The organism is Alkalinema sp. FACHB-956 (assembly GCF_014697025.1).
Lineage (GTDB): Bacteria > Cyanobacteriota > Cyanobacteriia > Leptolyngbyales > Leptolyngbyaceae > Alkalinema.
In genome coordinates this window covers 40,469-66,853 of the sequence record NZ_JACJRC010000025.1, presented here as the reverse complement: position 1 = coordinate 66,853, position 26,385 = coordinate 40,469, and the positions used below count along the sequence as shown (strand labels likewise).

The following is a 26,385-nucleotide window of genomic DNA, read 5'->3' as shown; positions in this document are numbered from 1 at the left end:
TCGTAAGACCTTGTGTTATTCCAAATCTGTAGAAATGCTGAAGCACTCAATTCGCCTGCTACTGCATTATCTCAAATTTGGTGATGTGCCCGTCCCACAGTAAATCATATCCCTATTCAGCAACGCCGGATTTTCGTAAACTACAACGCCCTCTTCAGCGATCGAATGCGCCAAAATTTCTGAAGCATCTTTGAGATCGATCCAATCCATCTCGTCATCGCCCAGATCTAGGAGCTTTTGTAGAATTGTCCACGATCGATATCGCTCCCAACCACTGTTCGGTTCATACTGTTGGCGCAGATCTTCATCAAACAGCATGGCAAAGTCCCAATCGCTAGAGGGCTGATGGTCACCCCAAGCCCGTGAGCCAAAGAGAACCAAAAGCGTTAAGTAGGGAACCTGCTCTAGGAGTTCAGGAATTTTAGCTTTTACATCATCGATCGACTCAACTTTCATCTAGACCTCATCATCATCAAGCCAACGTGTGGAAAAGTTACAAATTGGTTGCCCTTCATCTGAGTACGGATTCACTAGATGTTCAATTTCGTTATGCCTGTCCTGCTCTACACGATTTTGCGCTTCAAGAGCATCTATCCGCTGAATAAGCTGATGGATTAATAAATTATGCTCATCTTGCTTTTCGGCAAAAGACTCTAGCTGATGCTCTTGTTCATTTTGTTTGATCGTAAGCGCATCTAGCTTATTCTCTAACCGATCAAAGACTCGATTGACCGTGTGGCGCAGAAGAACGATCTCTGGTTCAGGCGCAAACATATGTTGGTTGTTGCTAAATAACGACCCCTAAAGTATAGATTCTTTTTAGTAGATATGTCAGGACGAGTTCAAAAAATCGCCCGATCTGCTATATTGATGATGGGAGAGGTCAGTTCTTGCAGTCTGTTGGACTGTAAAAAACGACGGAATGCCTATCAGGTATTGAAATCTGACATATCTACTAGTCAAGCCCTCTCCCCCCCTAATTAACCTGCAATCCATATCTCATATCCTTTGCTTTTGAAACAACCAGTCAATGTCTCTAACAACAATGCACTCTGCCCAAACGCGATTGAGTAGGGTGGAGTTGGCTCCTGAAAACTGGAGTGGTCACCGATCGGGTAAATCTGAAAATGCATCGGTAACCGTAGCCGTTGCCGCACCTCTGCTACGGGCCGGGGCAGAATATAGCTGACCGTGGCCTGGGTGCGCAAGCGTTTATTAATCTCCGCAGCCCAACGATTCTCCGGCTGCCACACCTCCAGCCCCGTCAAGATTTGTACCCGATAGGCATTTGCCACAGTCTCCAACAGCCCCGGAAAATGAAACTTCCAATTCGATCGCTCCTCCCGATATGCCTTTAACCTCATAAACGCTAAACAATATTGGTATCGCCCCTTAGGAATCGGTTGTCCCGATCGTTTAGCCGTTGCTTCCAATGACCGCAGAAACGCCGCTTCTGTCCACAGTTCAATCTCCAAATTGCTTAAAATACCCGGTAAATCATAGGTCTTAAACCGTTCAGCCTCATTGGGCTCCGTCTCATCATAAATCCCACACAACAGCGGACTACTCCCCCGAAAACTGCAAGCATCCTCCGCGATCGGCCCCCAACCTTTCTGCCCAAATCCTTCCTGCCATTCCTTTGCCAGTTCCCCCACCTTGTGATGCACCTGACGGATACTCGTTTCAAAGACCTGTTCACAGGCCGATAGAAAAACCTGCCGACTTCCTGCATACTGCTGCTGAATGGTCTTATGGCCTAAGTCCATCCCAATGCTCAACGATTGCACCGCCCCCCAACGTTTGTAATAACCCCGAAAATCATTGAGCTGCCGATAATTCTCTTTGATCACTCCATTGAGTGTAGGCCGATCGTATCGTTCACCTCCCACCAAAGGCGGCTTCCCGCCCAAAAACAACCGTTCCACCACAAAATTCGGCACCAAGGCATAGGCCCAAAACCCATCAAAAGGCTGGCCTTGAGTATTCGTATCATGTCGCCCTAATCGCCCTAATCGCTGAATAAAATTCCCCGCATCCGACGACTCAAAAATCAAAAAATTGATCTTAAAATCCACCCCCACATCGATCGTGCTTGTCCCAAAAACCAGATCTGCCGTCAAAGATGCGTCCCTAGTACTTTGCGCCGATAACCCTGTATTCTCACCCACCGTTAAACCCTGGGGCTGAAAGATCGCTTGAAAAAACGGGACTAATCGCTTCACAGATGCGATCGAATTCAAAATCACCGCTCCTTTGCACCCTGGATGCGCCTGGAAATGGTGCAAAATCTGCATCGCCTGATCCTTTAACCAAGTTTCCGAAGCCTTGGCAACCGGTTCTAGAGAGACAAATTCTAAATCAATAGATCGGGCTATCTGCCGCCATCCCTGCATCTGTAAAGCAGTTTGCGCTGCTGGCGTATCTGGAAATTGATATTTACCTTCTTTTAATGGATCAATCACCCGACAGCGAAATCCTGCTGTCTCTAACCTTTTAATTAACTGATCATCCGGCGTTGCCGATAGCAATAAAAACTTCTTACGACGGTTAGTTGCCTTAATCAACAACAGAGTATTAATTAATCCAACAATCTGCGGTACTGCATACACATGAAACTCATCCCCAATAAATAAATCAAAATCCTTATCCAGTCGCCCATAGAGCTTATCCGGTGCATCCTCTTTCGTTAAATAGGCTTTGCGATGCAGGTAGTGAAAAATATCAGGGTTGGTGAGTAACACCTCTGACTGCGCAGCCTTGGTAGAAATGGCCGCAAACTTACTAATGCCCTCATTCTCAGCATATATTTCCAACAATGCCCCACTCAAGCGCGTGACCCTGGGTTCATTCGGTGGCCGAAATTTCTCAATGTAATGCTGAGTTTGACTTTCCTGATCCCGCACCAATTCATTCGTAGGATAAAGCGCGATCGCGCACATGTCCCCTTGCAGCACTGGCAACTGCGCCGCCAAACTCTTACCATCGCCCGTCATTCCCGCATGGAACACCACATCCACATTGGGATCCCGCAGCGCCTTCAACGTTTCTAATTGATGCCAAGACAACGTCCAACCATTGGGCAGAATTAAATTTTCTGGCATCGCCCCCGCCGGACAAGAATAGACAGGTTTGAGTTGAACAGCGTAAGGCGAGAAGGCATTAGCGTGAGACATCTGGGCTGCACCTAAAACAAGATCTGTGCGCATTGGCTTGCTGTCTCACATTCTGCCACGTAAAATCGGAGACGAGTAGCAGTATACGCATAAAAGTGTGCGCACACATGAACCATGACAGGCAAAACCCGCTCTATCAACCTATCCGTCACCCCACAGGACAAGCAAAAGCTGGAAGAATTGGCAGAATCCCTAGGTCAAACCTGGGGCGGCAAACCCAGCATCTCCCAGCTCGTCAAAGCGATCGCCCAACGCAAATTTCTCATCACACCTAACAACGATTGGCCTACTACCCGCATTCAAACACTCATCACTGCCCAACAGACACTCATTGATGTCGGCAAAATCGACGAAGCCCAAGCTCTTGCCGAATTTCTCCTCTCCCGCAGCGAGCTAACCCTCCCCCAACGCACCGAACTCCAAAAATTCCTTGACAATCCACCTCCGCCCTGGAGACAACTGCTCGATCGCCACATTCGCAGCCACACACCCTTCCGCCTGACCTACTATGACGCCAACGAACAACCTTGGAGCTTCAGCATCCGTCATGCCCAAATCAACTTAATCGAAAAACGTCAATATTTACAATGTTGGTGCGAAGAACCCGATGGGAACCAAGATATTCCTGAATTAGCCCATAACCGTACCTTCCGGCTCGATCGCATTCCCGAAGCCGCCATCACCCCATTCAAAGCAAAATGGAAGCGTGATCTCGATCGAATCGACGTAGAATTTCACGTTTTTCGGGGACTGGCAGGTGCTTATCGCAGTCTTGACAAGAACGATAAGCTCGAAGAAAGCTTGGTCGCCCCAGTTGCAACAAAACGCATTATTCGCTCAATCACCAGTACTTTCTGGTTTTTCCGGGAGATCCTGCGCTACGGCGAAGACTGTGAAATTATCGCGCCCGAGAGCATTCGCCGACAATTTGCTGCAAAAGTTCGATCGCTGGCCGATCGCTACCCAGAGACTTAGGAAACAGCGTACAAATAAAATCCCCAGATTTATCCCACGATCGTGACCGTTACGCGATCGTACCCGTTGCCATGACCAACTAAAAATCTCTCATGTTTAGAAAAAATCTTCATGTTTCTTTTTGTATCCTCACAAGTTCCTCAAATTATTTTCCTATCTTATAGATGAAGCTTCAATCAGGTCATTGATTAGCCTGGTTCTAACTCCATTCTCAAATCCATCGTCTACAGGGAGGAAACTGTATGTCGTCTCTTATTCGTTGGCAACCCCTGAGAGAACTCCAAGCTCTCCGGCAACAAGTGGATCATCTCTTTGATACGTTAGTTCACGGTGAACCGCTGACGGATCTACTGCCTAAAGTGGGAGACATGACCTGGACTCCAGCGATCGAATTGCAAGAAACAGAGACGGCCATTCTTTTGAAAGCAGAAGTGCCAGGAATCCCCGTTGAAGAATTGAACGTGGAAGTTGGAGAAAATACAGTCACTATCTCCGGCGAACACCGTGAGGAGTCTAAATCAGAAGAGAACGGGATGTTGCGGTCTGAACTCCGCTATGGCAAGTTCTATCGCATAGTACCGTTGCCCGCTACCGTTGAGAATGAAGCTGTAAAAGCAGAATTCAAAGATGGCATGTTGACGTTGACGATGCCAAAAGTGACAACGCCCCGGCGCAATGTCGTCAAAGTCGATTTAGGACTGCAAGAAAAAATGCGAGAAGCCGTCACTGAAGATCGCCTCAAAGCCGAACAGCGGGCAGAAGCCGTGCATAGTCGAGCAGCAGCAGCTATGGCTCAGCCCGAGGGGAACCAGATTGCCGAAGAAGCGAGGGAAGCGGTAGTCGGCGATCGACAAAAGGAAGCCCACCTAGAAGAAACGACCCACCGTCGCGCTGCCGATAGCATTGGGGCTCCTGTCTAATTTCCAGGGTGCCACTACTTAGCTATCACTGTAGACATCACTTTAGCTATCATTGTAGATATTGCTTAAGATAGCAAGATAGGTGTCACGATTGCATTCATTGTGTGAGGAGAAGCTTAATCATCTAAGAGAGCATGTAAAGTTCAGCTAGCTTAGGGGCAAGGAGGACTAGATGAGACTCCAGCAACCACCACCCAATCAGAAACCGTTCTTGGTGCGGGATGCCTTGTTCAATTCTGCCCTCTTGCTCCTGCTGGCCTTGGGAGGCACCTGGTGGCTCGGCACCCTTTTAATGTCGGCTCCGGTGCGGGAACTGGTACCCTCCCAGCAAGGACTGACCCTGCTTTCTCCAACACTGCTCGGTTCCCCCCAAGCCTATTGGCTGCAAGGGCAGGGCGATCGGCTCGAATTAGTCGCGCAAAGGGTTCCGGTGTCAGCCCAGGCGTCCATCGCACAACAGTTGACGGAAAGTCTGCAACACGTGCTGCGATCGCCCCCTAATCCCGGAGTCAGTACAACTATTCCCCCAGGAACCCGCCTCTTGGCGCTGACGATCGAACCCGATGGCATTCACGTCAATCTATCCCGCGAATTTGCCCAAGGGGGCGGCAGCAGCAGTTTAATTCATCGGGTGGCGCAGGTACTCTACACCGTCACCAGTATTGACCCCAAAGCCAAGGTTTATCTAGCGGTAGAAGGGCAGGTCTTGGATCAATCACATCCATTGGGTGGCGAAGGATTAGTGCTAGAAGCCCCGTTAACACGACAGCAATTTGTTCACGAATTTTCCTTGCAATAGGTTTGGTATGGATGGGGGTGTTGCCCATGTTTATTTTCAATCAATTCTTGGATCTACGGCGTTCCCTATGGTGGGAGTATCTCTGCCAACCGCTATTTAGCTCAACGGAAGGCGTGGTATGGCATCCCCAACGGTTTATGGAAAAACAACGGCTTCAGTTTCTAGAACGGTGTTGGGATTATCAAATTACCCAGCATTTAGAAAGCTGTTGGCAACAGTCGCTTCCATCCGGTCGATCGTAGCTTCCAATCTCGATCGCTTCCAAGCGCGATCGCCCTTAAGAAAATTGCAACCTTAAGGATTCCCAATCAGGATCATTTTCAGTTCAGGATCATTTTCAGTTGGTTAGAGGAGGTTTCCAGATGACTAGGACATTTCGAAAAGTAATGGTGATTAGCAAACGTAATGGCCAGAAATTAATGCGTTTCGTTGGCAAAGCCGTGACTCGGATTTTTGGGCCGAGTGATGATGATTACCCAGAAACCGGCGTCCAGCCTTTTTCTGGAGAGTCAGCCAAAGGTCATTCGTAATGCATGAAATGAGTCAAATGGGATTAGCATTCCTACTAATTCCAAAGCATTGGACGATGGATAGCTTCTGTGGATTTCCCCTCAACCTATTGCAGGTAGGGGAAATTTCTCACTGCAAGTAGATTGCGACTCTGATGATTAAAAGTTGAGCAAGAGATTTAACAAAAGTCTCAACGGGAGGTTGAACAGAACGTTTAACTTTTTGTTGAACAGAAAGTTAAACAAAAAGTTAAACATAAGATTTGACAGGAGACTTTGACAGGAGACGTAGTGGGGGATTAACAGGTTTTGAATACTACCCCCTAGCAAAGGAGATGACTCTATGACAAGGAGATGGCTCTATGACAAAGATGCTGGTTAACTTAACCACACCTGTGGTACTCGCTGAAATTGAGGAAGTTCTTTCCAACTATCCCGATTATCCCTATCACAAGGTGTTTGCAAATCCTGACATGCGTCAAGAATTGGTCGCCTATGTACTAACGCGGGTACAGAGTATTTATTCAACCTGTGATGCCGACCAGTCAGAGGAACAACAGGGCTTTCATAATGGGCGAGTCTGTTCGATGCAAGCGGAAGCCTCCATTCCCATGATTATCCATGAGGGCATTCTGGAATTGCTCAAAGAATTTAGTGATCCCGCTCAAATTCCAGAAGAATGTGATGCAGGCTTAACCCCCTCCCACTGGTTTGGCTAGAGCGTAGAGCTGACATTGATGGGATTATCCATTCACACCCGATCTTTGGGCCTAGGGAACGTTCAGTATGCTCAAGATGCAGATTCTCAAGGTGCAGCATTCTCAAGATGCAGCATTCTCAAGGTAAGCTAGCTAAAATTTTTAGCTAGCTTGTTTTTTATCCAACCATCCATTAATCAACCCATTGCTTAAGAACTCATCAGAATTGTTATAGTCGTCACGTTCTCCGATGAATTATTAATGCAACCTATATTAATCCCTAAGTCAATGGATTTAGAGCGTATAGTATCTCTCTAGATAACGTTTCTATGACGTATTAATCGTTGGGTTTGTATTAAGGAATCTATCACCCATGCCGTTTCATCCTCCAGTTTGGACTATCACCCCAGATGAGGTCTATCAAGTTTCCCAAAGTGCGCCCCAGGGCCTGACAGAAACCGAAGCGATCGCCCGCCTGCAACAGTATGGATTTAACGAATTACCCGAACCCGCCCAGCGTCCCCTGATTCTGCGATTTACCGACCAACTGACCCACTTCATGGCGTTGTTATTGTGGGTGGGCGGCATTTTGGCATTTGTGTCTGGAACACCGGAACTGGGCTGGGCCATTTGGGCTGTGATTTGGATTAACGCCCTCTTTAGTTTTTGGCAGGAGTTTCAAGCAGAACAAGCCCTCTCAGCCCTCAAGCAAGTGCTGCCAGCCCAAGTCAAAGTGTATCGGGATGGAGTTCTAAAAGTGATCCCAGCCCGAGACCTGGTTCCGGGGGATGTCATGCAGTTGGAGGAAGGCGATCGCATCTCCGCCGATGCCCGGTTAGTGGAGGCTCAGTCGCTCTACATGGATATGTCGGTGCTGACGGGGGAATCCATGCCCGTGCCGCGCAACATGGAGCCCATAGCCAGCGAAAAAATGCGAGCAGCGGATGCGCCGAACCTCGTGTTTGCAGGGGCAACCGTGGCCTCAGGCCGGGGCCTCAGTGTAGTCTATGCCACAGGAACCCACACGGAATTTGGCCAAGTCGCCCACTTAACGGCCAATATCAAACGGGAACCCAGCACCCTAGAAGTGCAAATCACCCAAGTCGTGCATGTAATTACCACGATCGCGCTTAGCATGGGTGTGATTGTCTTTTTACTAACCAAATGGCTGGTGGGCATGGGGCTGAAGGAAAGTTTTGTCTTCGCGATCGGGATTATTGTCGCCTTTGTGCCGGAAGGATTGCTGCCTACGGTGAGTTTAGCGCTGGCGATCGGGGTACAGCGCATGGCGAAAAAGAATGCTTTAGTTCGACGGTTATCAGCCGTGGAAACCCTCAGTGCAACAACCATGATTTGCACCGATAAAACGGGAACATTAACAAAAAATGAAATGACCGTACGCCATCTTTGGATGCTGCGCGACAATGGCCCAGGAGAAATTGAAGTCACGGGATCGGGATACGATCCCACTACAGGCCGAGTAGAAATTGAAGATGGGCGCGTGCGATCACAGGTGATGCAACTGATTGCTGGATCTGCCCTCTGCTGCAACGCCCAGGTGCGCTGTCAGCCCGGTTCTAGCCAGTGGCAGGCAGTGGGCGATCCCACGGAAGCTGCCCTCGTTACCCTGGGGCGCAAGGCCCAGTTAGATTTAGACCAGTTGCAGCACACCCTCCCACGACGGCGGGAAGTTCCCTTCGATTCCGTGCGGCGGATGATGACGGTGCTATTAGATGTCAGCCAGGATCAGAGTCTTTGGCGATCGACAGCAAGCCGCCTCGCCATCACAAAAGGTGCACCCTTGGACGTTTTGCAGCATTCCCAGCAAGTGCTACGGGACAATCACTGTGACCCCCTAACACCAGAGATTCAAGCGCAGATTATGGCGGAAAACGATCGCCTTGCCAGTCGGGGCTATCGGGTGTTGGGCGTGGCGATCCGGGAGGGGGATCAGCAATTAGAAACCTGCCCCTCGGAAGTCCTCGAACAGCAATTGACCTTTATTGGCCTAGTAGCGATGTTTGACCCACCTCGCCCGGAAGTAGCCGACGCGATCGCCCAATGTCGTCAAGCGGGGATTCAGGTGACGATGGTAACGGGAGACTACGGCCTGACTGCCGAAGCGATCGCCCGTCGGATTGGTTTGATGGATGGTAAACGACGGGTCATTACGGGAGAGCAGCTCAATCATCTATCCAATGCACAACTGAAACAGATTCTCCATCGCTGGACAGAAGGATTAGTCTTCGCTCGCATGGCACCGGAACAAAAGCTACGGTTAGTGCAAACCTATAAAGAATTGGGACACATTGTAGCAGTCACGGGAGATGGGGTGAATGATGCTCCGGCTTTACGATCGGCCCACATTGGGATTGCCATGGGCTTAAATGGAACCGATGTCGCAAGGGAAGCCGCAGATATTGTCCTCATCGATGATAACTTTGCCACGATCGTGAGTGCGATCGAACAAGGTCGATCGGTTTATCAGAATATTCGTAAATTTATGACCTATATTCTGTCCTCCAACGTGGCGGAGTTCTTACCTTTTTTAGGGATGGTGCTCTTTAAGATTCCTCCAGCTTTGGTGATTTTACAAATTCTAGCCATTGATTTAGGAACGGATATGGTACCCGCCCTCGCCCTCGGCGCAGAAAAGCCAGAAGTGGGCACCATGCAACAGCCTCCCCGCAGGCAATCTAAACCGCTGCTGGATAAGGCTCTGATGCTACGCGCCTATTGTTTCCTAGGATTGATTGAAGGCTTGTTAGGTATGACAGGCTTCTTTCTCGTTTGGTTGGCCCACGGCTATGGATTAAGCGACCTACAGGCCGCAACCCCTAGCATTCTAGCCCGATCGGCGGATGCATCGGTTCTCGCAATCTATCACCAAGCCACAACCTTGATGTTAGCCGCGATCGTCGCAGGACAGGATGGGAACGTTTTCGCCTGTCGATCGGAACGGATTTCCATTTTCCGGTTGGGCTTTTTCAGTAATCCATTAATTTGGATCGGTATTCTAGTGGAGTGGATAATTATTTTATCCGTCATCTACTTCACCCCCTTTCAAACCATTTTTTCAACGGCTCCCTTTCCATCCCATTACTGGTGGTTACTCTTGCTCTGTCCGATTATCATTCTCCTAGCAGATGAGATACGGAAGGTAATGCGTCGTCATCGCGTTAAGTCGGCTTGATTCAATTCCGTTGACGAATAGGCAGGCTCAGCACAAAGGCGGTTTGACCCGGTACCACTGCATCCATCTGCAAATCCCCACCATGGGCACGGGCAATTTCCCGCGCGAGGCTCAGCCCCAACCCCGTTCCTTCAATTTTTCGGGTACGGGCTGGGTCACCCCGATGGAAGCGATCGAAAATATGTTGGCGATCGTAGGTGGGTAGATCCCTGGAGGCGTTGCGAACAATGACGCTAATCTGGTTTACCTTTGACTGCGCTTGAATTTCGATCCAACCATTGGGCAGATTGTACTTCATCGCGTTACTAAAGAGATTTTGTAACACCTGGATGAGTAAATCCCGATCGCCCCAGACGATTAAAGCTGCTGCAATATCGGTTTTAATTGTCAATTCTGGCGCTAATAAATCAAAGTCCTCTAGCATTTCCAGCAGCATTGCCGATAGATTCACCTCAGTATTAAACAGGCGCATCTGTCCTGCATCTGCCAGCGATAACAACAGCAGTTTCCGCACAATGCTACTGAGGCGACGCACTTCATCCAGCAAGTTTCCTAACTGTTGTTGCAGAGGAGATTCTGTTTCCGCCTGTTGAAGCGCTTGTTCTAATTCACCTTGCAAAATTGTCAGCGGTGTTTTTAACTCATGGGCCGCATCCGCACTGAACCGGGACGCTTGCTTAAAGCTCTGCTCCAACCGTTCCAGCATTTGGTTAAACACCTGAATCAGTTCGACAAATTCCCGATCGATGCCCCGATCGGACACCCGTTGATCCAATCCCTTGCTGGATACCTTTTGAATCACATGGGTGAGTTGCTGAATGGGTTGTAGGGCTTGGGCGGAGAGCAACCAGGCTCCCCCAGCAACCAATAGCAAAACAGCGGGAATGGCAATCACAAAAATATTACGAATCACCGCCATTTCCTGATCAATGCTTTGCAGGCTCACCGCGATCGCGATTTGCGTTTGGGGAAAACTGGCGGCACCAATGCGCCAAGCCCCTTGGGTTGTGTAGAGAATGGCGATCGGAGGTGGTTCTGGGGGCGGACGATCGGGCCGAAAATCCGGGCGCGTATCTAGGCGCGCATCTGGACGCACATCCGGGCGTATATCTGGGCGCAAATTAGACCGAGCATTACTCGGAGGCAACCCATTCCCATTGGGTGGAGACAACGGCAACCGAGGCAGATTGGCGTTATTGCGGTTAGGCGCAGGCCGAGGCGGAAAGGCAGTGAATTGCCCTAGCTGCGGTACCCAATCCGGAGATTGATGTATCACCGTTCCCGCACCATCCCGCACCAACAAGCCAACTTGGGTATTGGTACTCACGCCCAATTCCCGATGGAGAAAGGCTTCTACGCTTTGCCAACGGTCTTCCGATCGCGGCATTCCGGCTCGTTTCAGGGCATTGGCTAAACTGCTATCTAAACGACTCACTTTTGCGTCGTAAATGAGCTTCCAGGATAATCCCGCAAACCCCACCAACGTTAGCCCCGCCAACAACGTTGAAAACAACGTCAGACGCAGTTGAAAGGAATGCATTTTCATAGCGAGCCGTGGGATTGGCCTGAGGATTGGCCTGAGGATAGTCCGTCGGGTTGCCGAAACCGATAGCCCACGCCCCGTACACTTTCTAGCCAGCCTGTCCCCCCGATCGGATCAAGTTTTTTACGAATACGTTGAATGCAAACATCGACAACATTGGTATTGGGATTGAAGTCGTATCCCCACACATGTTCTAAAATCTGGGTTCGCGTCAGGACCCGTCCCGGCGATCGCATGAGATATTCCAACAAATTAAACTCGCGGCTGGTCAGTTCCACCATGTGTTGGTTGCAAGTGACTTCGCGGGTGATGCGATCGAGCTTGAGCGGCCCCACGGACAGGAGATTTTGGCGATCGCCATGACTACGGCGTACAACGGCATGGATGCGGGCCACTAACTCCTCAACAAAAAACGGTTTCGCAAGGTAATCATCTGCGCCCAAATTCAACCCTTCCAAGCGATCGTCCAACTCATTGCGAGCCGTTAACAAAATCACTGGAACGTTGCGCCCCGCCCGCCGCAGAGTTTTCAGAACCGCTAATCCATCCTTTCCCGGCACCATGATATCCAGCAAAATTACATCGTATTCATTTTCTAATGCTCGGAAATTTCCATCATCGCCGTTATCGCAATAGTCCACCACAAAGCCCTGTTCCTTCAGGCCCGCCTGCACAAAATCAGCAATTCTCGCTTCGTCTTCGATAAAAAGAATATTCACGGTGGTTGGGCGATCGAGCAGTTTTAACAAATGAAAAATAGTTAGTTTCCATTGTACGCAGTTTCCCAGGTTGAAAAATTACAAAACTGTAATTTACAGCCCGTAGGAATTGTTATTTTGATGGGGCTTAATCAGAGTAGAGCAACGGAAGCGAGGCCAATCCTTGCAGTTCCCACGCCCTTTTACTGAACTTTCTCAATCTTGTAGGACATTGGATATGCGTCAACCTCAACGTTTAGCTTTGGTAGTGATTCCTGTGCTGTTAGGGGCCGTGGGCTGTGTGAGTTTGGCCTCCAGCAGTTTGGCTCGGCCTGCTAACGGTCATTCCGCCAACGGCAACGCGATCGCCCAAAATCAAAATTCTGGCCAACCCGGCAATCCCGCCAACGGCCAACGGCGACAGCCCCCCCGCATTGACTTTGCCGCCGCCGCCGCCAAGCTGGGCATTACCGAAGCGCAATTGAAAGCAGCCCTCGGCGTTCCGGCTAATCCTCCTGGCGCAAACGGTCAACCGAATGGTCAACCGAATGGTCAACCGAATGGTCAAACAAACGGTCAACTCAACGGCCAGAATGGGCCTATGGCACAGAATGGACAAGGCCAAAAACGTCCCCCGAAACTGGATATCAAGGGTGCCGCTGCCAAATTGGGGATTTCGGAACAGAAGCTCGTCAACGCCCTGGGATTGCCGCCCCACCCACCCAAGCCCGACCTGAAGGCCGCCGCCGCCAAATTAGGCGTCACGGAAGCGCAACTGAAAGCAGCCCTCGGCATTCCCGCCAATCCCCCCAGCGAACCGCCCAACGGCCAATCCGGACAACGTCCCCCTCGCCCTAACCTGAAGGCCGCCGCCGCTAAATTAGGCGTTACGGAACAGCAGTTAATTGATGCATTAGGGATTCCGCCCCGTCCCCCCGAAGGCCAAGGCCCCAACCAGGGACTGCCTCCTGCGCCTGGTCAATCCTCCTAACCAGGGGCAGTTCATCAGGGTGCCCGTTGTTTGACTGACAAACTTTGGGGATTGGTAAAACGACCATCCCCTTGTCATCTCGGGATCCCACGATCGCCTCAACTTTCCATCATCCCCCAGCACACCACACTCAATCCAGCGCTGAGCACTGAGCCCTCAATCCCCATCGCCAGTCGTTGTTCCCCTCAGTTCTTCTAAAATTAATTGGGAATTCATCCTGTGCTATCCCTGGATGCCCCTTAGCCAGTTACACAAGTATCCGTAATCTCAATAATTAGACGATCGAACATGCAACAAAACCACTGGATTGTTAAAAAACGATTCAACCGTCGCCAAGCCCTCGCGATCGGACGAGCAGCCAGTGCGATGTTCCTCATGGGTTGTGTTAGCAAGCGTGCCGAGTCTCGCCCTTCCCAACCCAAAGCCTCTTCCCTAGCTGCTAGTAATTTCACTCGGGGATTACCGGGCTGTATCGCACGCCCCACCCAGACCGAAGGCCCCTACTTTGTTGATGAAAAACTCAAGCGATCGGATATTCGCAGCAATACGAGTGATCAAACCATTCGTTCAGGAATTCCTTTAGCGTTGCAGTTTAGAGTTTCTCAAATCACCTCCGATCGCTGCCAACCGATTGCGGGAGCGATGGTCGATATTTGGCATTGTGATGCCGCTGGTGTATATTCTGATGTGCAGGATCGAAGTTTTACTACGATCGGTCAAAACTTCCTCCGGGGTTATCAACTGACCAACGATGAGGGTGTGGCACAATTTATCACGATCTATCCCGGCTGGTATCCCGGTAGAACGGTCCATATCCATTTCAAAATTCGTTTGACTGAGCGTTCCGGTCAAAATTATGAATTTACCTCCCAACTCTATTTTAATGATGCGGTGACCGATCGTGTCCACAGCCAATCGCCCTACCGCAGCAAGGGCCAACGATCGACCCGCAATGCAGACGACGGCATTTACCAAGAGGGGGGCGAGCAACTGTTATTGACCCTCAACCCCGCCGGACAAGGATACACTGCCACCTTTGAGATTGGCTTGCAACTGGATCGCTAACTGCAACCCAATCCAGCATCTAATTCGCGATCGGTTCCAGCCGAATTAATCGCCCATTGGCTGCATCCGTTAGAACATAGAGCCATCCATCCGGCCCTTGGCGCACATCCCGCACCCGCTGACTAATGGGAATCTGTTGTTGGTTCACCACCGCACCCTGATCATCCAATTGAATCTGTCGAATATCCTGGGATACTAAACCTCCAGCAAACAAATGCCCCTGCCAAGCGGGAACACGATCGCCGCGATAGACCGTCAGTCCAGACGGTGCGATCGCTGGAGTCCACACTAATTTCGGATCAACCATACCCGGTTGCGATCGCACCTGCGAAATTTCTCCCCCAGCATATTCACGACTGTAGGTGACTCGGGGCCAACCATAATTCTGTCCTGACTCAATCCGGTTCAGTTCATCGCCGCCGCGCGCTCCATGCTCCGTCGCCCACACTTGGCCGGTCTTGGCATCGATCGCTAACCCTTGAATATTGCGGTGCCCGTAGCTCCAGATTGCAGGATCAACCGTCTTTTGTCCAACAAAGGGATTATCCGGTGCGGGAGAACCATCCTCCTTCAGACGCACAATTTTGCCTAATCGACTTTGCAAATTTTGGGCTTGTTCACGGATCAACGCGCCATTCAGGGAAACCGGGGGATTCCCCCCATCCCCGATCGCGAGCAGAAAGGTATTATCCGGCAGCCAGACCAAACGGGAGCCAAAATGCTGCCCCTCGGATTTCGTCTGCGAGACTTCAAAAATAACGCGCAAATCCCGTAAAGCTTTGCCATCAAAAGTTGCTCTGGCTAAGCGAGTGCGATTGGCCTCCGGCGTCCCATGGGAATAGGTTAGGTACACCCAACGATTCTGCGCAAACTGTGGATGGAGCGAAATATCCAACAGTCCCGCTTGGCCTACCGTTAAGACTTCTGGTACCCCGGCGATCGGGGTCGGGTCCAGTTGGCCGTTTTTCACCAAGCGCAGTCGTCCCGCTTTTTCCGTAATCAGCATCCCGCCATCCGGTAGCCAAGCCAGACTCCAAGGCCGTTCTAGCCCTTCTACGATCGTGGTTTGCCGAATGTTTTGGGTTACGCTGGTCGGCGCATTGGATCTAGGATTGAGGCTGGGGTCGGGTAGCGATCGCGCCTGCTCCCCAGGCAGCCCCCTACAACTCGTCATCAAGAGACCAAAACTGGCACTGATTAGCCCCTTGGCTAGCCCATTCGCTAATCGTTTGCTCCAAATCACCATGGGAATCCACCTTACTTCCTAGGGGCTCCTTCGCTATTATAAAAGGTCAATCATTTCTCTGCGGTAAAGAGAATCGCAACCGTAGCCCTGTGAAGCAATACTCTCCAGAACAGATTAGCGCAATTGATGCAACGCACTCAGCAAATCATGGGCCGTAAAAGGTTTTGCCAGGAACGATCGCACATTGGCAGTCCGAGCATGGGCGATCGCTTCGTTGGCTGCGAGTCCACTCATCGTAATAATTTGCACATTGGGATTCATTTTCACCAGTGTTCTGATCACCGTTGGCGCATCTAGTAGCGGCATCATAATATCTAATAAAACCGCAAACACCTCAGCCTTATTTTCTGCATACAGCGCGATCGCATCCACACCATCATTGGCAAGCATGACGCGATAGTTATACGCCTCCAAGGATGCCTTCGTAATTTCTCGAATTGCCGCTTCATCATCAGCCACCAAAATCCATTCGCCATTCCCCATTAAAGGCTGTAAATCCGGGATGGTAACCGTCTCACTGCCATCGGTGGCCGCAGGTAAATAAACCGTAAAGCGCGTGCCATGCCCTACATCACTATAGACGTTCACAAATCCACCATGGCCTTTAATAATGCCGATCGCGGTAGATAGACCCAGCCCTGTCCCTTTACCCATTTCTTTGGTGGTGAAAAAGGGTTCAAAAATGCGATCGAGCAGTTCCGGTGCAATGCCCAACCCCGTATCCATCACGGTAATCGCAATGTAGGAACCCACAGCAGCATCGAAATGCATTCGCGCGTAACTTTCATCCACAATCACATTTTCTGCACTGAGGGTTAAGATTCCACCTTCCGGCATGGCATCCCGAGCGTTGACGATTAAATTCATCAGCACCTGATGCAACTGAGTACTGTCCGCCAACACAGCCCACAGATCCGCCTTGGCCCCTGTCAAGCGGATTTCGATCGACTTCGGAAACGTCTGCTTCGCAATACGAGCCACTTCATTCAGGACGGTTGCTATTTGCAGGCGCGATCGTTGACTTTCCCCACCCCGCGCAAAGGAGAGAATTTGCGCCACCAGGTCACTGCCGCGCTGGGCACTCTCCCGCAAAATCGTCAGCAATCGCTGGCTAGGTTCATCCAGATTCGGCAACCGTAAGGGCAACAACTGACTCACCGCCAACACCGGCGTCAGAATATTATTCAAATCATGGGCAATCCCGCTGGCCAGCGTTCCCAAACTTTCCAACCGTTGAGCCCGCAAAAACTGCGCTTCCAACAACTTACGCTCAGTAATATCCGTATCCACCGTTAAGATAAACCGAGGGGCTCCCGCTTCGGTGCGCACCAATGTCCACCGACTTTCCACCACTAAATCTTCGCCTAATTTATTACACTTATGCAGATCCCCTTGCCACGCCCCCTGTTGCAGCGTGATGTCCAGAGCATTTTGCAACGGCATCGGATCGCGATATAACAAATGATTGACATTTTGCCCGATCGCTTCTGCCTGCGACCAGCCATACATCCGCTCCGCACCCTTATTCCAGTAGAGAATTTTGGCCTCTAAGTCCCGGACAAAAATGGCATCATTGGCAATATCCAACAGCGCAGCCTGTTCTCGAATTTTTTGTTCTGCTTGCTGTCGATCGATCATTTCCTGCTGCAATCGCAGGTTCATTTCCGTTAAAGCTGCGGTACGTTCGGCCACCCGTTGTTCTAAATCTGACTGCATTTGTAGTAACACCGCTTCCGTTGCGCGCCGCTGGGCCACTTCCACCTCTAGCTGCTGGTTCGTTTGTTGCAACTGTTGGGTTTTTAGATCAACTTCCTGCTGCAAGACATGAATCATCACCCCCATTTCCGCCGCATTAAACATCGCCAGCAGACTACTCTGGGTCACCAAGCCAACCAACGCCCCCCGATCGTCCTTCACCACCACCCGCCGCACCCGCCGACCCTGCATGGCCTGCTGCACCTGCCACAGGGAGTCCTCAGGCCGCAAGCAGACCACGGGCGTACTCATGACCGCCCTAGCCGGAGTTGTGGCGAAATCCAGTTCGAGTCGATGGAACTGCACCATATCCCGCTCAGTCAAAATCCCTACAGGGCGGAGACCCCCACCTGCGTTTTGGCTGGGAGCTGAATCACGGGCTGAATCACGGGCAAGCTCTTCTTCCGTTGCAATCACAATGCAACTAATGCCATGGCGCGCCATTTGTTGTGCCACTTGCAGCAGGGAGGCGTCGGGCAGCGCATAGATGACCGATTGCGTCATGATTTCCGACACCTGACGCACCCGCAGCATATTTTCCGGACGCAGGGATTGGCGCACGTTGTCCAGGGTCACCAGCCCCACCGGAACGCCCCCCCCATCGACGATCGGCAAGTACCGCACCCGGTGCTCCCGCATATAATTCAGCACCCCAAACGTATCGGTCAACGTGGCTTGGGGCAAGGTAATGCAATCTGGAGCCACCACATCCGCTAGGGTCAACTGCGCGATCGCCCGTTCAGAGGCCAGCAGTTTGACCACGTCCTGCTCCGTAAACACGCCCACCAGACGATCGTCCTTTACGACCAAAGCACAGCCCTGCGATCGCGCCACTGGGGTTGTCCCTGAATCGCTTGCCTGAGAGTCGATCTCGTCCTCAACTTCACAGCGAGTGGCTTGGCTTTGCAGCATTAGCGCGATCGCGTCAGGCACCGTCGTGGACGGGCTGAGCCGCAGGGGATCGGGATCTACGATTTGCTGGAGAGCCGGGGAAGAAGGCAAAGGAGAAGAAAAAACCATACCAAGTCAGGGTGAGGGAATACCGGTTTGGCGAAATACCTCGTCGAATGGCACACCGAACACACAGTCCCTATCTTACACAGTTCTCCCAAACGGTCTGATGGCTAAATCATTCCCATCCCCGAGATCGCAGCACAGGCCACCAGATTTTTCTTCAAAATCACAAATTTTCTCAAGTGTTAACCTAGCAGTACTGGAGCCTCATTACGCTCTCGGCCAATGGAAGGTTTCCCCATTGCGTCAATCTCGCCTCTCACGTCCGCACGCACTGCCGATTCCGGGGATACCCGCACCCTCATCTATCGTTGTTTTAGGGGATCAAGTTCTTTGCGAATGCCTTTAACCCAACTCTTCAATGTCCCGACCTGGCTGCCGTCCCAACGGTTTTGTCGGCAATCCACTGCCATTATCGATCAACCTGCGCTGTTACAGCCTCGGTCTAGGAAATTGCAGTCTAATCCTTCTGCGGCCAGTGTCAGCACTTCTATGGACACTGCTTCTACGGACACTGCTTCTAACACTGCTTCTCTGGACGAGGTGTCCTGGGTGGAACCGCCAGCCCTCGTGGGATCTTCCCTACGGATCCTCAATTGGAATATTGCCAAAAACAACCACGACCTCGCTTGGTATCGCGACTTTACGACCCTGTTGCGCACCCACCGCCCCCATTTGGTGTTTTTACAGGAGGTTCGCCTTTGCGCCCAACGCCGCCATCTACCCGCCTTAACGGAGTTAGCCTGGAGCTTTGCCCCCAATTTTCTCGATACCTATCACCAAACCTACTCGGGCGTCCTGACGGCAGGGGTCGTCCAGTGCACCCGACGGCAGTCCATTCTGACCGATCACCATGAACCGATCGCGAAAACGCCAAAAGTTGCCTTGTGTACAGAATACGCGATCGCACCTAGCGGGGATCAACCGACCCATTCTCGCCCCGATCGCTTACTGACCGTCAATGCCCATCTCATTAATTTCGTCGAACTGAAAAAATTTCAGGCGCAGCTGGACACCCTAGAACAGCGGATGGCTGACCATGATGGCCTGATCGTCTTTTCCGGCGATTTCAACACCTGGTCGCGATCGCGCTGGCATTGTCTACAGCGTATGACCCAACGCTTGGGCCTGACCCAAGCAGTTTTCCCGAGCTGGGATACTGGGCAAATTAAGCGTTTTCTTTTATCTCCCCCCTTAGACTACGTGTTTTATCGTGGCTTTCACCAAACCACCACCACAGCTAAGGTCATTGGCAGTATCACGTCCTCTGACCATAAACCCCTATTGCTAGAGCTAACGTGCTAGAGACTCTCTTGCTACACCTATTACAGTCTCTGCCGTTTCTGTCCTCTGCTCAAGCTGTTTTAGTTTTTAGCTTACTTCTGGGGACTGTGCAAACTCTGGGCGTATTTTATGCAGCCCATGCGGTGATGTCAGTTCGATCGTCCCGAGGTGCGATCGCTTGGAGCCTTTCGCTAATTTTGCTCCCCTGGGCAGCCATTCCCCTCTATTGGATTTTTGGTCGTCGTCGCTTCCACGGCTATGCGGAACTTTTATACAGTGCCTACTCAGACCATCGTCAACATATTGAAGCGGCTTTCCAACCCCTTATCCAATACCGGATAGCCCTTGATCCGGCACTAGAACCCGTCCAGCACCTTGCCGAAACCCTTTGCCCTCTGCCTTTTACAACGGATAACCAAACGGAACTGTTAATTGACGGCATACAGACCTATGAAGCGATGTTGCAGGCGATCGCGGAGGCCCAGGACTATATTTTATTGCAAATGTATATCCTACAAGATGATGGCATTGGCAATCAGTTCCGCGAAACCTTAATCGCTAAAGCGCAAGCCGGTGTCCGCATTTACATCCTGTACGATGGCATCGGTTCCCATGGTCTATCCAAACGCTATGTGCAATCATTGCAGAGATCGGGGATTACGATCGGCGTGTTTAAAAGCACACGAGGCCGGGGCAATCGCTTCCAAATCAATTTCCGCAACCATCGCAAAATTCTAGTGGCGGATGGCAGAGTCGCGATCGTGGGAGGGTTAAACATTGGGGATGAATATCTCGGCAAACATCCGCCCCTCTCTCCCTGGCGCGATACGGCCCTCCGACTACAAGGCCCTGCGGTGCAATGTGTGCAATGTGTTTTTCTGGGGGATTGGTACTGGGCCACGCGCAAGATTCCCAGCGTTTCCTGGCGGATTACCCCAGCCCCCACGACAACAGCACTAGAAGCCCTAGCAACGCCAGAATCCGTGCTAATTTTTCCCACCGGGCCTGCCGATCGCCTACCGGCCTGTCTGCTATTTTTCGTTAATATCATCAATCAAGCCCAAACCCGTCTTTGGATTGCTAGCCCGTATTTTGTCCCCGATGGGGCAACCCTGACTGCGCTCAAGTTAGCAGCCTTGCGGGGGGTGGATGTGCGCATTTTGCTGCCCGATCGGCCCGATCATTTGCTCGTCTACCTCTGTGCCTTTTCCTACTACAACGAAATGCAATCGGCGGGGGTCAAGCTCTATCGCTATCAAGCGGGTTTCATGCACCAGAAGGTCATTTTAATCGACGATCGCTTAGGGGGGGTTGGTAGCGTTAATTTGGACAATCGATCGTTTTTTCTCAATTTTGAAATGACAGTGATGATGGCCACGCCGCACAGCATTCAGCACATTGAAAGCATGTTAGTACAGGATTTCCAACGGGCGGCTCCTGTTAAATTAACCACCTACGATCATCGATCGTGGGGATTCAAGTTAGCAGCCCGCATTTCTCGGCTATTAGCCCCTATTCTGTAGCCCACAGTCTTGATTGACCTCTAGTTTGAACTCGCTACAAGTGGGAGCTAGCTAGAGCCAGCCATGGCAGGGCTGTCATCCTCACAAAGCACTCAAGATGTTCACGTATAAATTAGGAATCCATCTCCCAGCATTGCTGGAGGCTAATTTATGCAAGCGCAGCCCCCCCTGGATTGTTCGCGGGCTTCTCATGGTTATTATCCCCCGTCTGAACCGGAAGCGATCGGTGAGGTGATTTTTCACATTGAGCAGTTGAGCAAAACCTATCGGATGGGCGAAGTGGAAGTCCAAGCCCTCCAATCCGTCGATTTAGATCTCTATGCAGGAGAGTTTGTCGTCTTGCTGGGGCCATCGGGAAGCGGCAAATCGACCTTGTTAAATATTTTAGGAGGGTTAGACATTCCTTCAACTGGATCGGTCTGGTTTCACAATTGGGAGTTGACCCATGCTAACGATCGGGAACTGACCAAATTCCGGCGCGATTGTGTGGGCTTTATTTTCCAGTTTTATAATCTGATCCCCAGCTTAACGGCCCGTGAAAATGTGGCTTTGGTGACGGAATTAGTGCGGCATCCGATGAAGCCAGCGGAAGCCCTAGCCATGGTGGGATTGGCCGATCGGTTGGATCATTTTCCTTCCCAAATGTCCGGAGGGGAACAGCAGCGCGTCGCCATTGCCAGAGCGATCGCTAAACGGCCTGAAGTACTCCTATGTGATGAACCCACGGGAGCCTTGGATTTCCGTACAGGGCAATTGGTCTTAGAAGCCCTAGCGCAGGTCAATCAAGACCTGGGAACCACGACGGCAGTGATTACCCATAACGCTGGGATTGCCGCCATGGCCGATCGAGTCATCACCCTGCGCAGCGGTGAAGTTGCGCAGATCCAGTGTAATCGTCATAAACTCTCTCCCAATCAATTAACATGGTAGGCAGGATGAGGAATTATTGTGAATATCAATTTTTAGCAACAAAGACAACACATAAAGCAACAAACACGCGATACTAAAATAGTATGGCTTATAGATGAAGTACATAATGGAAATAATAGTCAGTTCATTTGGGTTGTATAGTATAGCCTTCTTAGGAATTATCTTGTTACGGTATTTTCTAGTGGCTGGTGGAGTATTTTGCTTTTTTTATATCCGTGAAGGGCCGATCGCCTCAACATCGGATCGCGCTTTCCGGAGGCGCGCTTGGCACTTAATTTGGCATGATATTAAACTATCAGTTTTATCTACGGGAATATTTGCGATCGCGGCTGCATTAATGATGTCAGCCTATACATTAGGACTTACACGTTTATATTATCTACTACAACAGTATGACCTTTGGTATATTCCCTTTAGTTACCTTCTTGTCTTACTCCTTCAGGATACCTATTTTTACTTTACCCATCGTTTATTTCATCATCCAGCGCTCTTTCGCTGGATGCACCAAGGACATCATCGATCACGTTATCCTACACCTTGGACTTCCTTTGCCTTTGATCCCCTAGAAGCTATAGTTCATGCCCTATTTCTAGTTGTGATTATCTTTGTGATACCTCTCCATTTCATCACGTTGATTGCGATCTCGATAACCATGACAATTTGGGCGGTTATTAATCACTTAGAGATCGATCAACTGTCTCCTGCTTTTCCACACCATTGGTTGGAAATGTATATGATTGGTCCAGCCCACCACTCCTGTCATCATCGCCAATATACAGTGAATTATGGATTATATTTTACCTTTTGGGATCGCCTGCTCAATACGCAAGCTCCCACGCTTCCCTCTAAGAACTCATCATAGAAATCGTTCCATCAAGATTAGCACCCGTTAGATCAGCATCCTCTAGATAGACGCCTGTGAGATTTGCCCCTCGCAAGTCTGCCTGCCGTAAGGATGCACCGCGTAAATCTGCACCGCGCAAATCCGCACCTTGCAGATTTGCGTCATCTAGATTGGCCTGATTGAGTTCCGTTCCCCCGAGTTTAGCATCACTCAAATTGGCTCCATGTAAGTCGGCATAACGTAAATCTGCTCCACTGAGATCTGCGCCGCTCAAATCTGCATGTTCTAAACAAGCTTCAACCATTGTTGAATCACTTAAATTAGCCTGATTCAGCCGAGCTTGTGCTAAATGCGCGTCAGTCAACTCAGCCCCCTGTAAATTTGCACCAATCAAATCGGCTCCCGTCAGCTTTGCACCAACTAACTTTGCCTTGACTAGACAAATCTGAATGAGTTTTACCTGACTAAAATCTCGATGACCTGCGGCGTAACGTCGCATAATCTCTTGGGCATCCATTTTTATATTCCTCGATGTATTGAAGGGCTGATCTCAAGAAAAACTCAATAGTTAGTCTTGTTGATTTCTATCGTTACTCAAGACTGCTCGCAAAACTGCTTGAAAAGATTGAGATTGCTGTATTGATTATTGTAATCCTATACTAGCTTATGATATGGATTTATAGTTGTAAACTTTATATGGATTTATAGTTGTAAACTTTAGGCAACCTAGCAACAAGTAGCTATGCATATGGCTTCGGGGATTGCGATCAACTTATTCCCGAGTCTTCAAAACCGCTATCAAATCTAAATGCTCCAAATTTCGCCATACCATCCAACCAGAGAACATGGCTGCGATCGCCACTACCGTCAGCGCAAAGACATAACTGGCAGGCTGAATAATTAATGGGAAACGGTATAAATCATTACTCAGGGATAGACTCAATAATCCAGCTAGTCCATAGCCCAATCCACAGCCGATCGGAATAGCCAGTAAGGTTAACATCGCCTGCTCACCCAGCAAAATCACTGCAATTTGGGCACGGGAAAAGCCGATAATGCGCAGTGTGGCTAGTTCCCGACTTCGTTCAGAAAGCGCAATGCGAGCCGTGTTATAAATCACCCCCGCAGCAATAATGCAGGAAAACGTAATTTGAATTGTATTCATGATGGCTTGGTTTTGTGCGATCGTTTCTTGAAAGCGTTGCAAGGTCGCTTGTCGCAAATTCACGCTGGCGATCATGGGGGTTCGCTTGAGGGCTTGATAGAGCGGATCGAGTTGGCCTGCATCCACAGCGAGCATCGCCCCTGAAATCACGTTTCCCTCCTGCATCAACCGATTCAGTGCCCCCAAATCCATATAGGCAGATAACCCTAACATTTCATCCACCAGTCCCACGATCGGCACCGTCCGAATGGCACGATTCCCCTCCAGCATTTCGGCCACTACCATATCCCCCGGTTGAACGGCCAAGATTTTGCTTAATTCCTGGGTCAGGAGTAGGCCATCGAGGGGGAGTGCGACGGTCTTTAATTGCCGATCGACCAGTTGCCGCAATTCTGTTTCTGGGGTTAATCCGGTCAGGGCCAATTGATAACTGCGGTGGTTGGCGCGGAGCTTGACGGGCACATTGCGAAAGCCTTCCGTTTGCAAAACTCCTGGCAAATGCAATAAATCATAGGCCACACTGGTGGGACGGAGTTGGTTAAACATAACGGTTATATCATCGCGTTGGATTAGGCCAAACTGTACGTCCATCATATAGTTCACCGCATCCATGGAAAATCGCCCGACCACCAGTAGCATAATCGCTGCGGCAATACCTAACGTAGATAAACTGGATTGGATCGGTTTACGCTCCAGGTTCCGAATAATAATTTGCCAAACGGGCGATAAATAGCGCTGTAGCCCCAATCGCTCCATCAAGGTGCGATGGAACTGGGCTGGGGGTTCTGGGCGCATTGCTTCCGCCGGAGCCATGGCAAATACATGGCGGACAGCACTTAAAGCGCCGATCGTGGCTGCCCCAGCGCTAATTAATGCACCTTGCACCTGTCGTAGTGGACTCAATTGATACTGGAGTTCGGGAAAGCGATAGAACTCGGTATAGAGTTTAATTAACCCCCCGCCCAGCCAGATGCCGACTCCCGTTCCCAGCGCCACTCCCAGCGCCACAATCACCAAAACAAATTTGAGAAAATGCCACCCGATCGCCCCATGGCTATAGCCAAAGGCCTTGAGAATGGCAATTTGTTCCCGTTGGGTGCTGATGAGTCGCGTCAACACCATATGCAACAAAAAAGCGCCAATCCCCAAGAAAATGGTCGGTAACGTGACTGCATGGGTCCAAAGCTGGCGGATTTCTTCAGTAATAAAGCGATTGGAAAGCTGATCCTTGCGGGCGATCGCCGTAATCCCGCCATACTGCGCCAACACCTGATCTAATTGAAACATCACATCTTCTAGAACCGCCTGGGGCAGTAGACTCACTGCCACGTCGTTAAATGCACCCTTCATATCAAAGGCTTGGGCGATCGCGTCGCGCTCCATCCACATCACGCCAAAATAGCGATTATCGGAAAATACAGCACCTGGTTTAATCTCATAGATATATTCTGGCGACAGCGCCAAGCCGACAATCTGTAAGGTCTGCCAACGCCCATTGATCACAGCACCTAAATCATCCCCCAAGGAGAGATGATTGGCGAGGGCAAAGGCTTCACTGATAATCACCTCATCGCGATGACTGGGATCGATATACCGCCCTTGCCGTAAATATAAATCATTCAAAATCGGTTGCTGTTCAGCGGGAATTGAAATCAAGCGGGCGGAACTGGGTTCCCGTCGATCGGGCAAATCCAGATTCACCTCCGCCACGACGCGAGTTTGCACCTGGGCCACGCCTGGAATGGCTGCAATGGTTGAGACCAAAGACTCTGGTGCGCGTTTAACCGACGCAAACACATCGGCTAGCCGATATTGTTCGTAATAATTGGCTTGTGTGAGTTGTAATGCCTCATAGGTGCCCGTCATCGCCACAAAACTGGCCAAACCGCAGGCGACAATCAGCGCGATCGCAATCACCTGTCCCCGCAATCGCCAAAGATCGCGCATGAGTTTTCGATCGAGGCTCTTCATACCACCCTACCCATCTGATCCAACCGTGCTAACCGTGCGCTGCCCTTACCCTACAGAGAAATCTTGAGCATCTTGTGAAGCCACCACCA

22 protein-coding genes and 1 pseudogene are annotated in these 26,385 nt (G+C 50.4%); 14 read left to right on the top strand and 9 right to left on the bottom strand.

The annotated features are described in order from the left end of the window. Positions 1-103 (top strand): annotated as a pseudogene (locus H6G21_RS20380) (IS1 family transposase); the annotation flags it as partial. Here the strand turns inward: H6G21_RS20380 and H6G21_RS20375 are convergent. The 3 genes from H6G21_RS20375 to cas3 form a co-directional block, all read right to left on the bottom strand. Beyond that, a complete protein-coding gene (locus H6G21_RS20375) occupies positions 67-456 on the bottom strand; it encodes a nucleotidyltransferase domain-containing protein (RefSeq protein WP_190575342.1) in 390 nt (129 codons plus the stop codon). The pseudogene H6G21_RS20380 and the gene H6G21_RS20375 overlap by 37 nt on opposite strands. Continuing rightward, positions 457-774: a hypothetical protein gene (locus H6G21_RS20370; protein ID WP_190575340.1), complete on the bottom strand. Its 318-nt coding sequence runs from the start codon at positions 772-774 to the stop codon at positions 457-459. 206 nt (positions 775-980) lie between these two features. Beyond that, complete coding sequence (gene cas3, locus H6G21_RS20365) at positions 981-3,173, bottom strand: type I-D CRISPR-associated helicase Cas3' (RefSeq protein ID WP_190575339.1); 2,193 nt, start codon at positions 3,171-3,173, stop codon at positions 981-983. Between the two features lie 114 nt (positions 3,174-3,287). Here cas3 and H6G21_RS20360 point away from each other — a divergent pair, with 114 nt between their 5' ends. From H6G21_RS20360 to H6G21_RS20330, 7 genes are all read left to right on the top strand, one after another. Continuing rightward, on the top strand, positions 3,288-4,148 hold the full coding sequence (locus H6G21_RS20360; protein ID WP_190575336.1) for a WYL domain-containing protein: 861 nt from the start codon (positions 3,288-3,290) through the stop codon (positions 4,146-4,148). A gap of 242 nt (positions 4,149-4,390) precedes the next feature. Next, complete coding sequence (locus H6G21_RS20355; RefSeq protein ID WP_190575334.1) at positions 4,391-5,068, top strand: Hsp20/alpha crystallin family protein; 678 nt, start codon at positions 4,391-4,393, stop codon at positions 5,066-5,068. Positions 5,069-5,240: 172 nt separating this feature from the next. After that, positions 5,241-5,867 (top strand): GerMN domain-containing protein, encoded by a 627-nt coding sequence (locus H6G21_RS20350; protein ID WP_190575333.1) that lies wholly within the window; start codon positions 5,241-5,243, stop codon positions 5,865-5,867. A 26-nt stretch (positions 5,868-5,893) separates the two neighbouring features. Beyond that, the gene (locus tag H6G21_RS20345; protein WP_190575331.1) at positions 5,894-6,109 is read left to right on the top strand and encodes a hypothetical protein; all 216 of its coding nucleotides are present in this window, start codon (positions 5,894-5,896) and stop codon (positions 6,107-6,109) included. Between the two features lie 144 nt (positions 6,110-6,253). After that, positions 6,254-6,397, top strand: coding sequence for an isochorismate synthase (locus H6G21_RS20340; protein WP_190575350.1), 144 nt, complete (start codon positions 6,254-6,256; stop codon positions 6,395-6,397). A gap of 341 nt (positions 6,398-6,738) precedes the next feature. After that, complete coding sequence (locus H6G21_RS20335) at positions 6,739-7,095, top strand: hypothetical protein (protein ID WP_190575329.1); 357 nt, start codon at positions 6,739-6,741, stop codon at positions 7,093-7,095. 352 nt (positions 7,096-7,447) lie between these two features. Then, positions 7,448-10,267 (top strand): cation-transporting P-type ATPase, encoded by a 2,820-nt coding sequence (locus tag H6G21_RS20330; protein ID WP_190575327.1) that lies wholly within the window; start codon positions 7,448-7,450, stop codon positions 10,265-10,267. Between the two features lies 1 nt (position 10,268). On the opposite strand, the gene H6G21_RS20325 is transcribed toward H6G21_RS20330, so the two are convergent. After that, positions 10,269-11,813, bottom strand: a complete 1,545-nt coding sequence (locus tag H6G21_RS20325) for an ATP-binding protein (protein WP_190575325.1) — start codon at positions 11,811-11,813, stop codon at positions 10,269-10,271. Continuing rightward, on the bottom strand, positions 11,810-12,529 hold the full coding sequence (locus H6G21_RS20320; protein ID WP_190575323.1) for a winged helix-turn-helix domain-containing protein: 720 nt from the start codon (positions 12,527-12,529) through the stop codon (positions 11,810-11,812). The genes H6G21_RS20325 and H6G21_RS20320 overlap by 4 nt, the downstream gene beginning before the upstream one ends. A 217-nt stretch (positions 12,530-12,746) precedes the next feature. On the opposite strand from H6G21_RS20320, the gene H6G21_RS20315 reads away from it, so the two are divergent. Together H6G21_RS20315 and H6G21_RS20310 are read left to right on the top strand one after the other, a co-directional pair. Further along, positions 12,747-13,499 (top strand): hypothetical protein, encoded by a 753-nt coding sequence (locus H6G21_RS20315; RefSeq protein ID WP_190575321.1) that lies wholly within the window; start codon positions 12,747-12,749, stop codon positions 13,497-13,499. 288 nt (positions 13,500-13,787) lie between these two features. Further along, a complete protein-coding gene (locus tag H6G21_RS20310) occupies positions 13,788-14,564 on the top strand; it encodes an intradiol ring-cleavage dioxygenase (protein ID WP_190575319.1) in 777 nt (258 codons plus the stop codon). Between the two features lie 19 nt (positions 14,565-14,583). Here H6G21_RS20310 and H6G21_RS20305 read toward each other — a convergent pair whose 3' ends face one another. Further along, positions 14,584-15,810, bottom strand: coding sequence for a PQQ-dependent sugar dehydrogenase (locus tag H6G21_RS20305; protein WP_242041962.1), 1,227 nt, complete (start codon positions 15,808-15,810; stop codon positions 14,584-14,586). A 114-nt stretch (positions 15,811-15,924) separates the two neighbouring features. Further along, complete coding sequence (locus H6G21_RS20300; RefSeq protein ID WP_190575317.1) at positions 15,925-18,585, bottom strand: CBS domain-containing protein; 2,661 nt, start codon at positions 18,583-18,585, stop codon at positions 15,925-15,927. A 333-nt stretch (positions 18,586-18,918) separates the two neighbouring features. On the opposite strand from H6G21_RS20300, the gene H6G21_RS20295 reads away from it, so the two are divergent. The 4 genes from H6G21_RS20295 to H6G21_RS20280 all read left to right on the top strand — a co-directional run bounded on the left by H6G21_RS20295 (position 18,919) and on the right by H6G21_RS20280 (position 23,178). After that, entirely contained in the window at positions 18,919-19,884 is a 966-nt protein-coding gene (locus tag H6G21_RS20295; RefSeq protein WP_190575308.1) for an endonuclease/exonuclease/phosphatase family protein, read from the top strand. Beyond that, on the top strand, positions 19,878-21,386 hold the full coding sequence (cls, locus tag H6G21_RS20290) for a cardiolipin synthase (RefSeq protein ID WP_347278048.1): 1,509 nt from the start codon (positions 19,878-19,880) through the stop codon (positions 21,384-21,386). The genes H6G21_RS20295 and cls overlap by 7 nt, the downstream gene beginning before the upstream one ends. Before the next feature lie 270 nt (positions 21,387-21,656). Then, a complete protein-coding gene (locus H6G21_RS20285; RefSeq protein ID WP_347278049.1) occupies positions 21,657-22,316 on the top strand; it encodes an ABC transporter ATP-binding protein in 660 nt (219 codons plus the stop codon). 163 nt (positions 22,317-22,479) lie between these two features. After that, a complete protein-coding gene (locus tag H6G21_RS20280; protein ID WP_242041961.1) occupies positions 22,480-23,178 on the top strand; it encodes a sterol desaturase family protein in 699 nt (232 codons plus the stop codon). On the opposite strand, the gene H6G21_RS20275 is transcribed toward H6G21_RS20280, so the two are convergent. Further along, on the bottom strand, positions 23,162-23,677 hold the full coding sequence (locus tag H6G21_RS20275; protein ID WP_190575302.1) for a pentapeptide repeat-containing protein: 516 nt from the start codon (positions 23,675-23,677) through the stop codon (positions 23,162-23,164). The genes H6G21_RS20280 and H6G21_RS20275 overlap by 17 nt on opposite strands. A 255-nt stretch (positions 23,678-23,932) precedes the next feature. Next, positions 23,933-26,296: an FtsX-like permease family protein gene (locus H6G21_RS20270; RefSeq protein ID WP_190575300.1), complete on the bottom strand. Its 2,364-nt coding sequence runs from the start codon at positions 26,294-26,296 to the stop codon at positions 23,933-23,935. Positions 26,297-26,385 lie beyond the last annotated feature (89 nt).

Bases quoted from the DNA above. Each gene is read 5' to 3' on its own strand.
- H6G21_RS20335 (WP_190575329.1), top strand. From the start codon at position 6,739: ATGACAAAGATGCTGGTTAACTTAACCACACCTGTGGTACTCGCTGAA.
- H6G21_RS20295 (WP_190575308.1), top strand. From the start codon at position 18,919: ATGCCTTTAACCCAACTCTTCAATGTCCCGACCTGGCTGCCGTCCCAA.
- H6G21_RS20370 (WP_190575340.1), bottom strand. From the start codon at position 774: ATGTTTGCGCCTGAACCAGAGATCGTTCTTCTGCGCCACACGGTCAAT.
- H6G21_RS20375 (WP_190575342.1), bottom strand. From the start codon at position 456: ATGAAAGTTGAGTCGATCGATGATGTAAAAGCTAAAATTCCTGAACTC.
- H6G21_RS20330 (WP_190575327.1), top strand. From the start codon at position 7,448: ATGCCGTTTCATCCTCCAGTTTGGACTATCACCCCAGATGAGGTCTAT.
- cas3 (WP_190575339.1), bottom strand. From the start codon at position 3,173: ATGTCTCACGCTAATGCCTTCTCGCCTTACGCTGTTCAACTCAAACCT.
- H6G21_RS20305 (WP_242041962.1), bottom strand. From the start codon at position 15,810: ATGGTGATTTGGAGCAAACGATTAGCGAATGGGCTAGCCAAGGGGCTA.
- H6G21_RS20270 (WP_190575300.1), bottom strand. From the start codon at position 26,296: ATGAAGAGCCTCGATCGAAAACTCATGCGCGATCTTTGGCGATTGCGG.
- H6G21_RS20340 (WP_190575350.1), top strand. From the start codon at position 6,254: ATGGTGATTAGCAAACGTAATGGCCAGAAATTAATGCGTTTCGTTGGC.
- H6G21_RS20275 (WP_190575302.1), bottom strand. From the start codon at position 23,677: ATGGATGCCCAAGAGATTATGCGACGTTACGCCGCAGGTCATCGAGAT.
- H6G21_RS20350 (WP_190575333.1), top strand. From the start codon at position 5,241: ATGAGACTCCAGCAACCACCACCCAATCAGAAACCGTTCTTGGTGCGG.
- H6G21_RS20315 (WP_190575321.1), top strand. From the start codon at position 12,747: ATGCGTCAACCTCAACGTTTAGCTTTGGTAGTGATTCCTGTGCTGTTA.
- H6G21_RS20285 (WP_347278049.1), top strand. From the start codon at position 21,657: ATGGGCGAAGTGGAAGTCCAAGCCCTCCAATCCGTCGATTTAGATCTC.
- H6G21_RS20310 (WP_190575319.1), top strand. From the start codon at position 13,788: ATGCAACAAAACCACTGGATTGTTAAAAAACGATTCAACCGTCGCCAA.
- H6G21_RS20345 (WP_190575331.1), top strand. From the start codon at position 5,894: ATGTTTATTTTCAATCAATTCTTGGATCTACGGCGTTCCCTATGGTGG.
- H6G21_RS20300 (WP_190575317.1), bottom strand. From the start codon at position 18,585: ATGGTTTTTTCTTCTCCTTTGCCTTCTTCCCCGGCTCTCCAGCAAATC.
- H6G21_RS20325 (WP_190575325.1), bottom strand. From the start codon at position 11,813: ATGAAAATGCATTCCTTTCAACTGCGTCTGACGTTGTTTTCAACGTTG.
- H6G21_RS20360 (WP_190575336.1), top strand. From the start codon at position 3,288: ATGACAGGCAAAACCCGCTCTATCAACCTATCCGTCACCCCACAGGAC.
- H6G21_RS20355 (WP_190575334.1), top strand. From the start codon at position 4,391: ATGTCGTCTCTTATTCGTTGGCAACCCCTGAGAGAACTCCAAGCTCTC.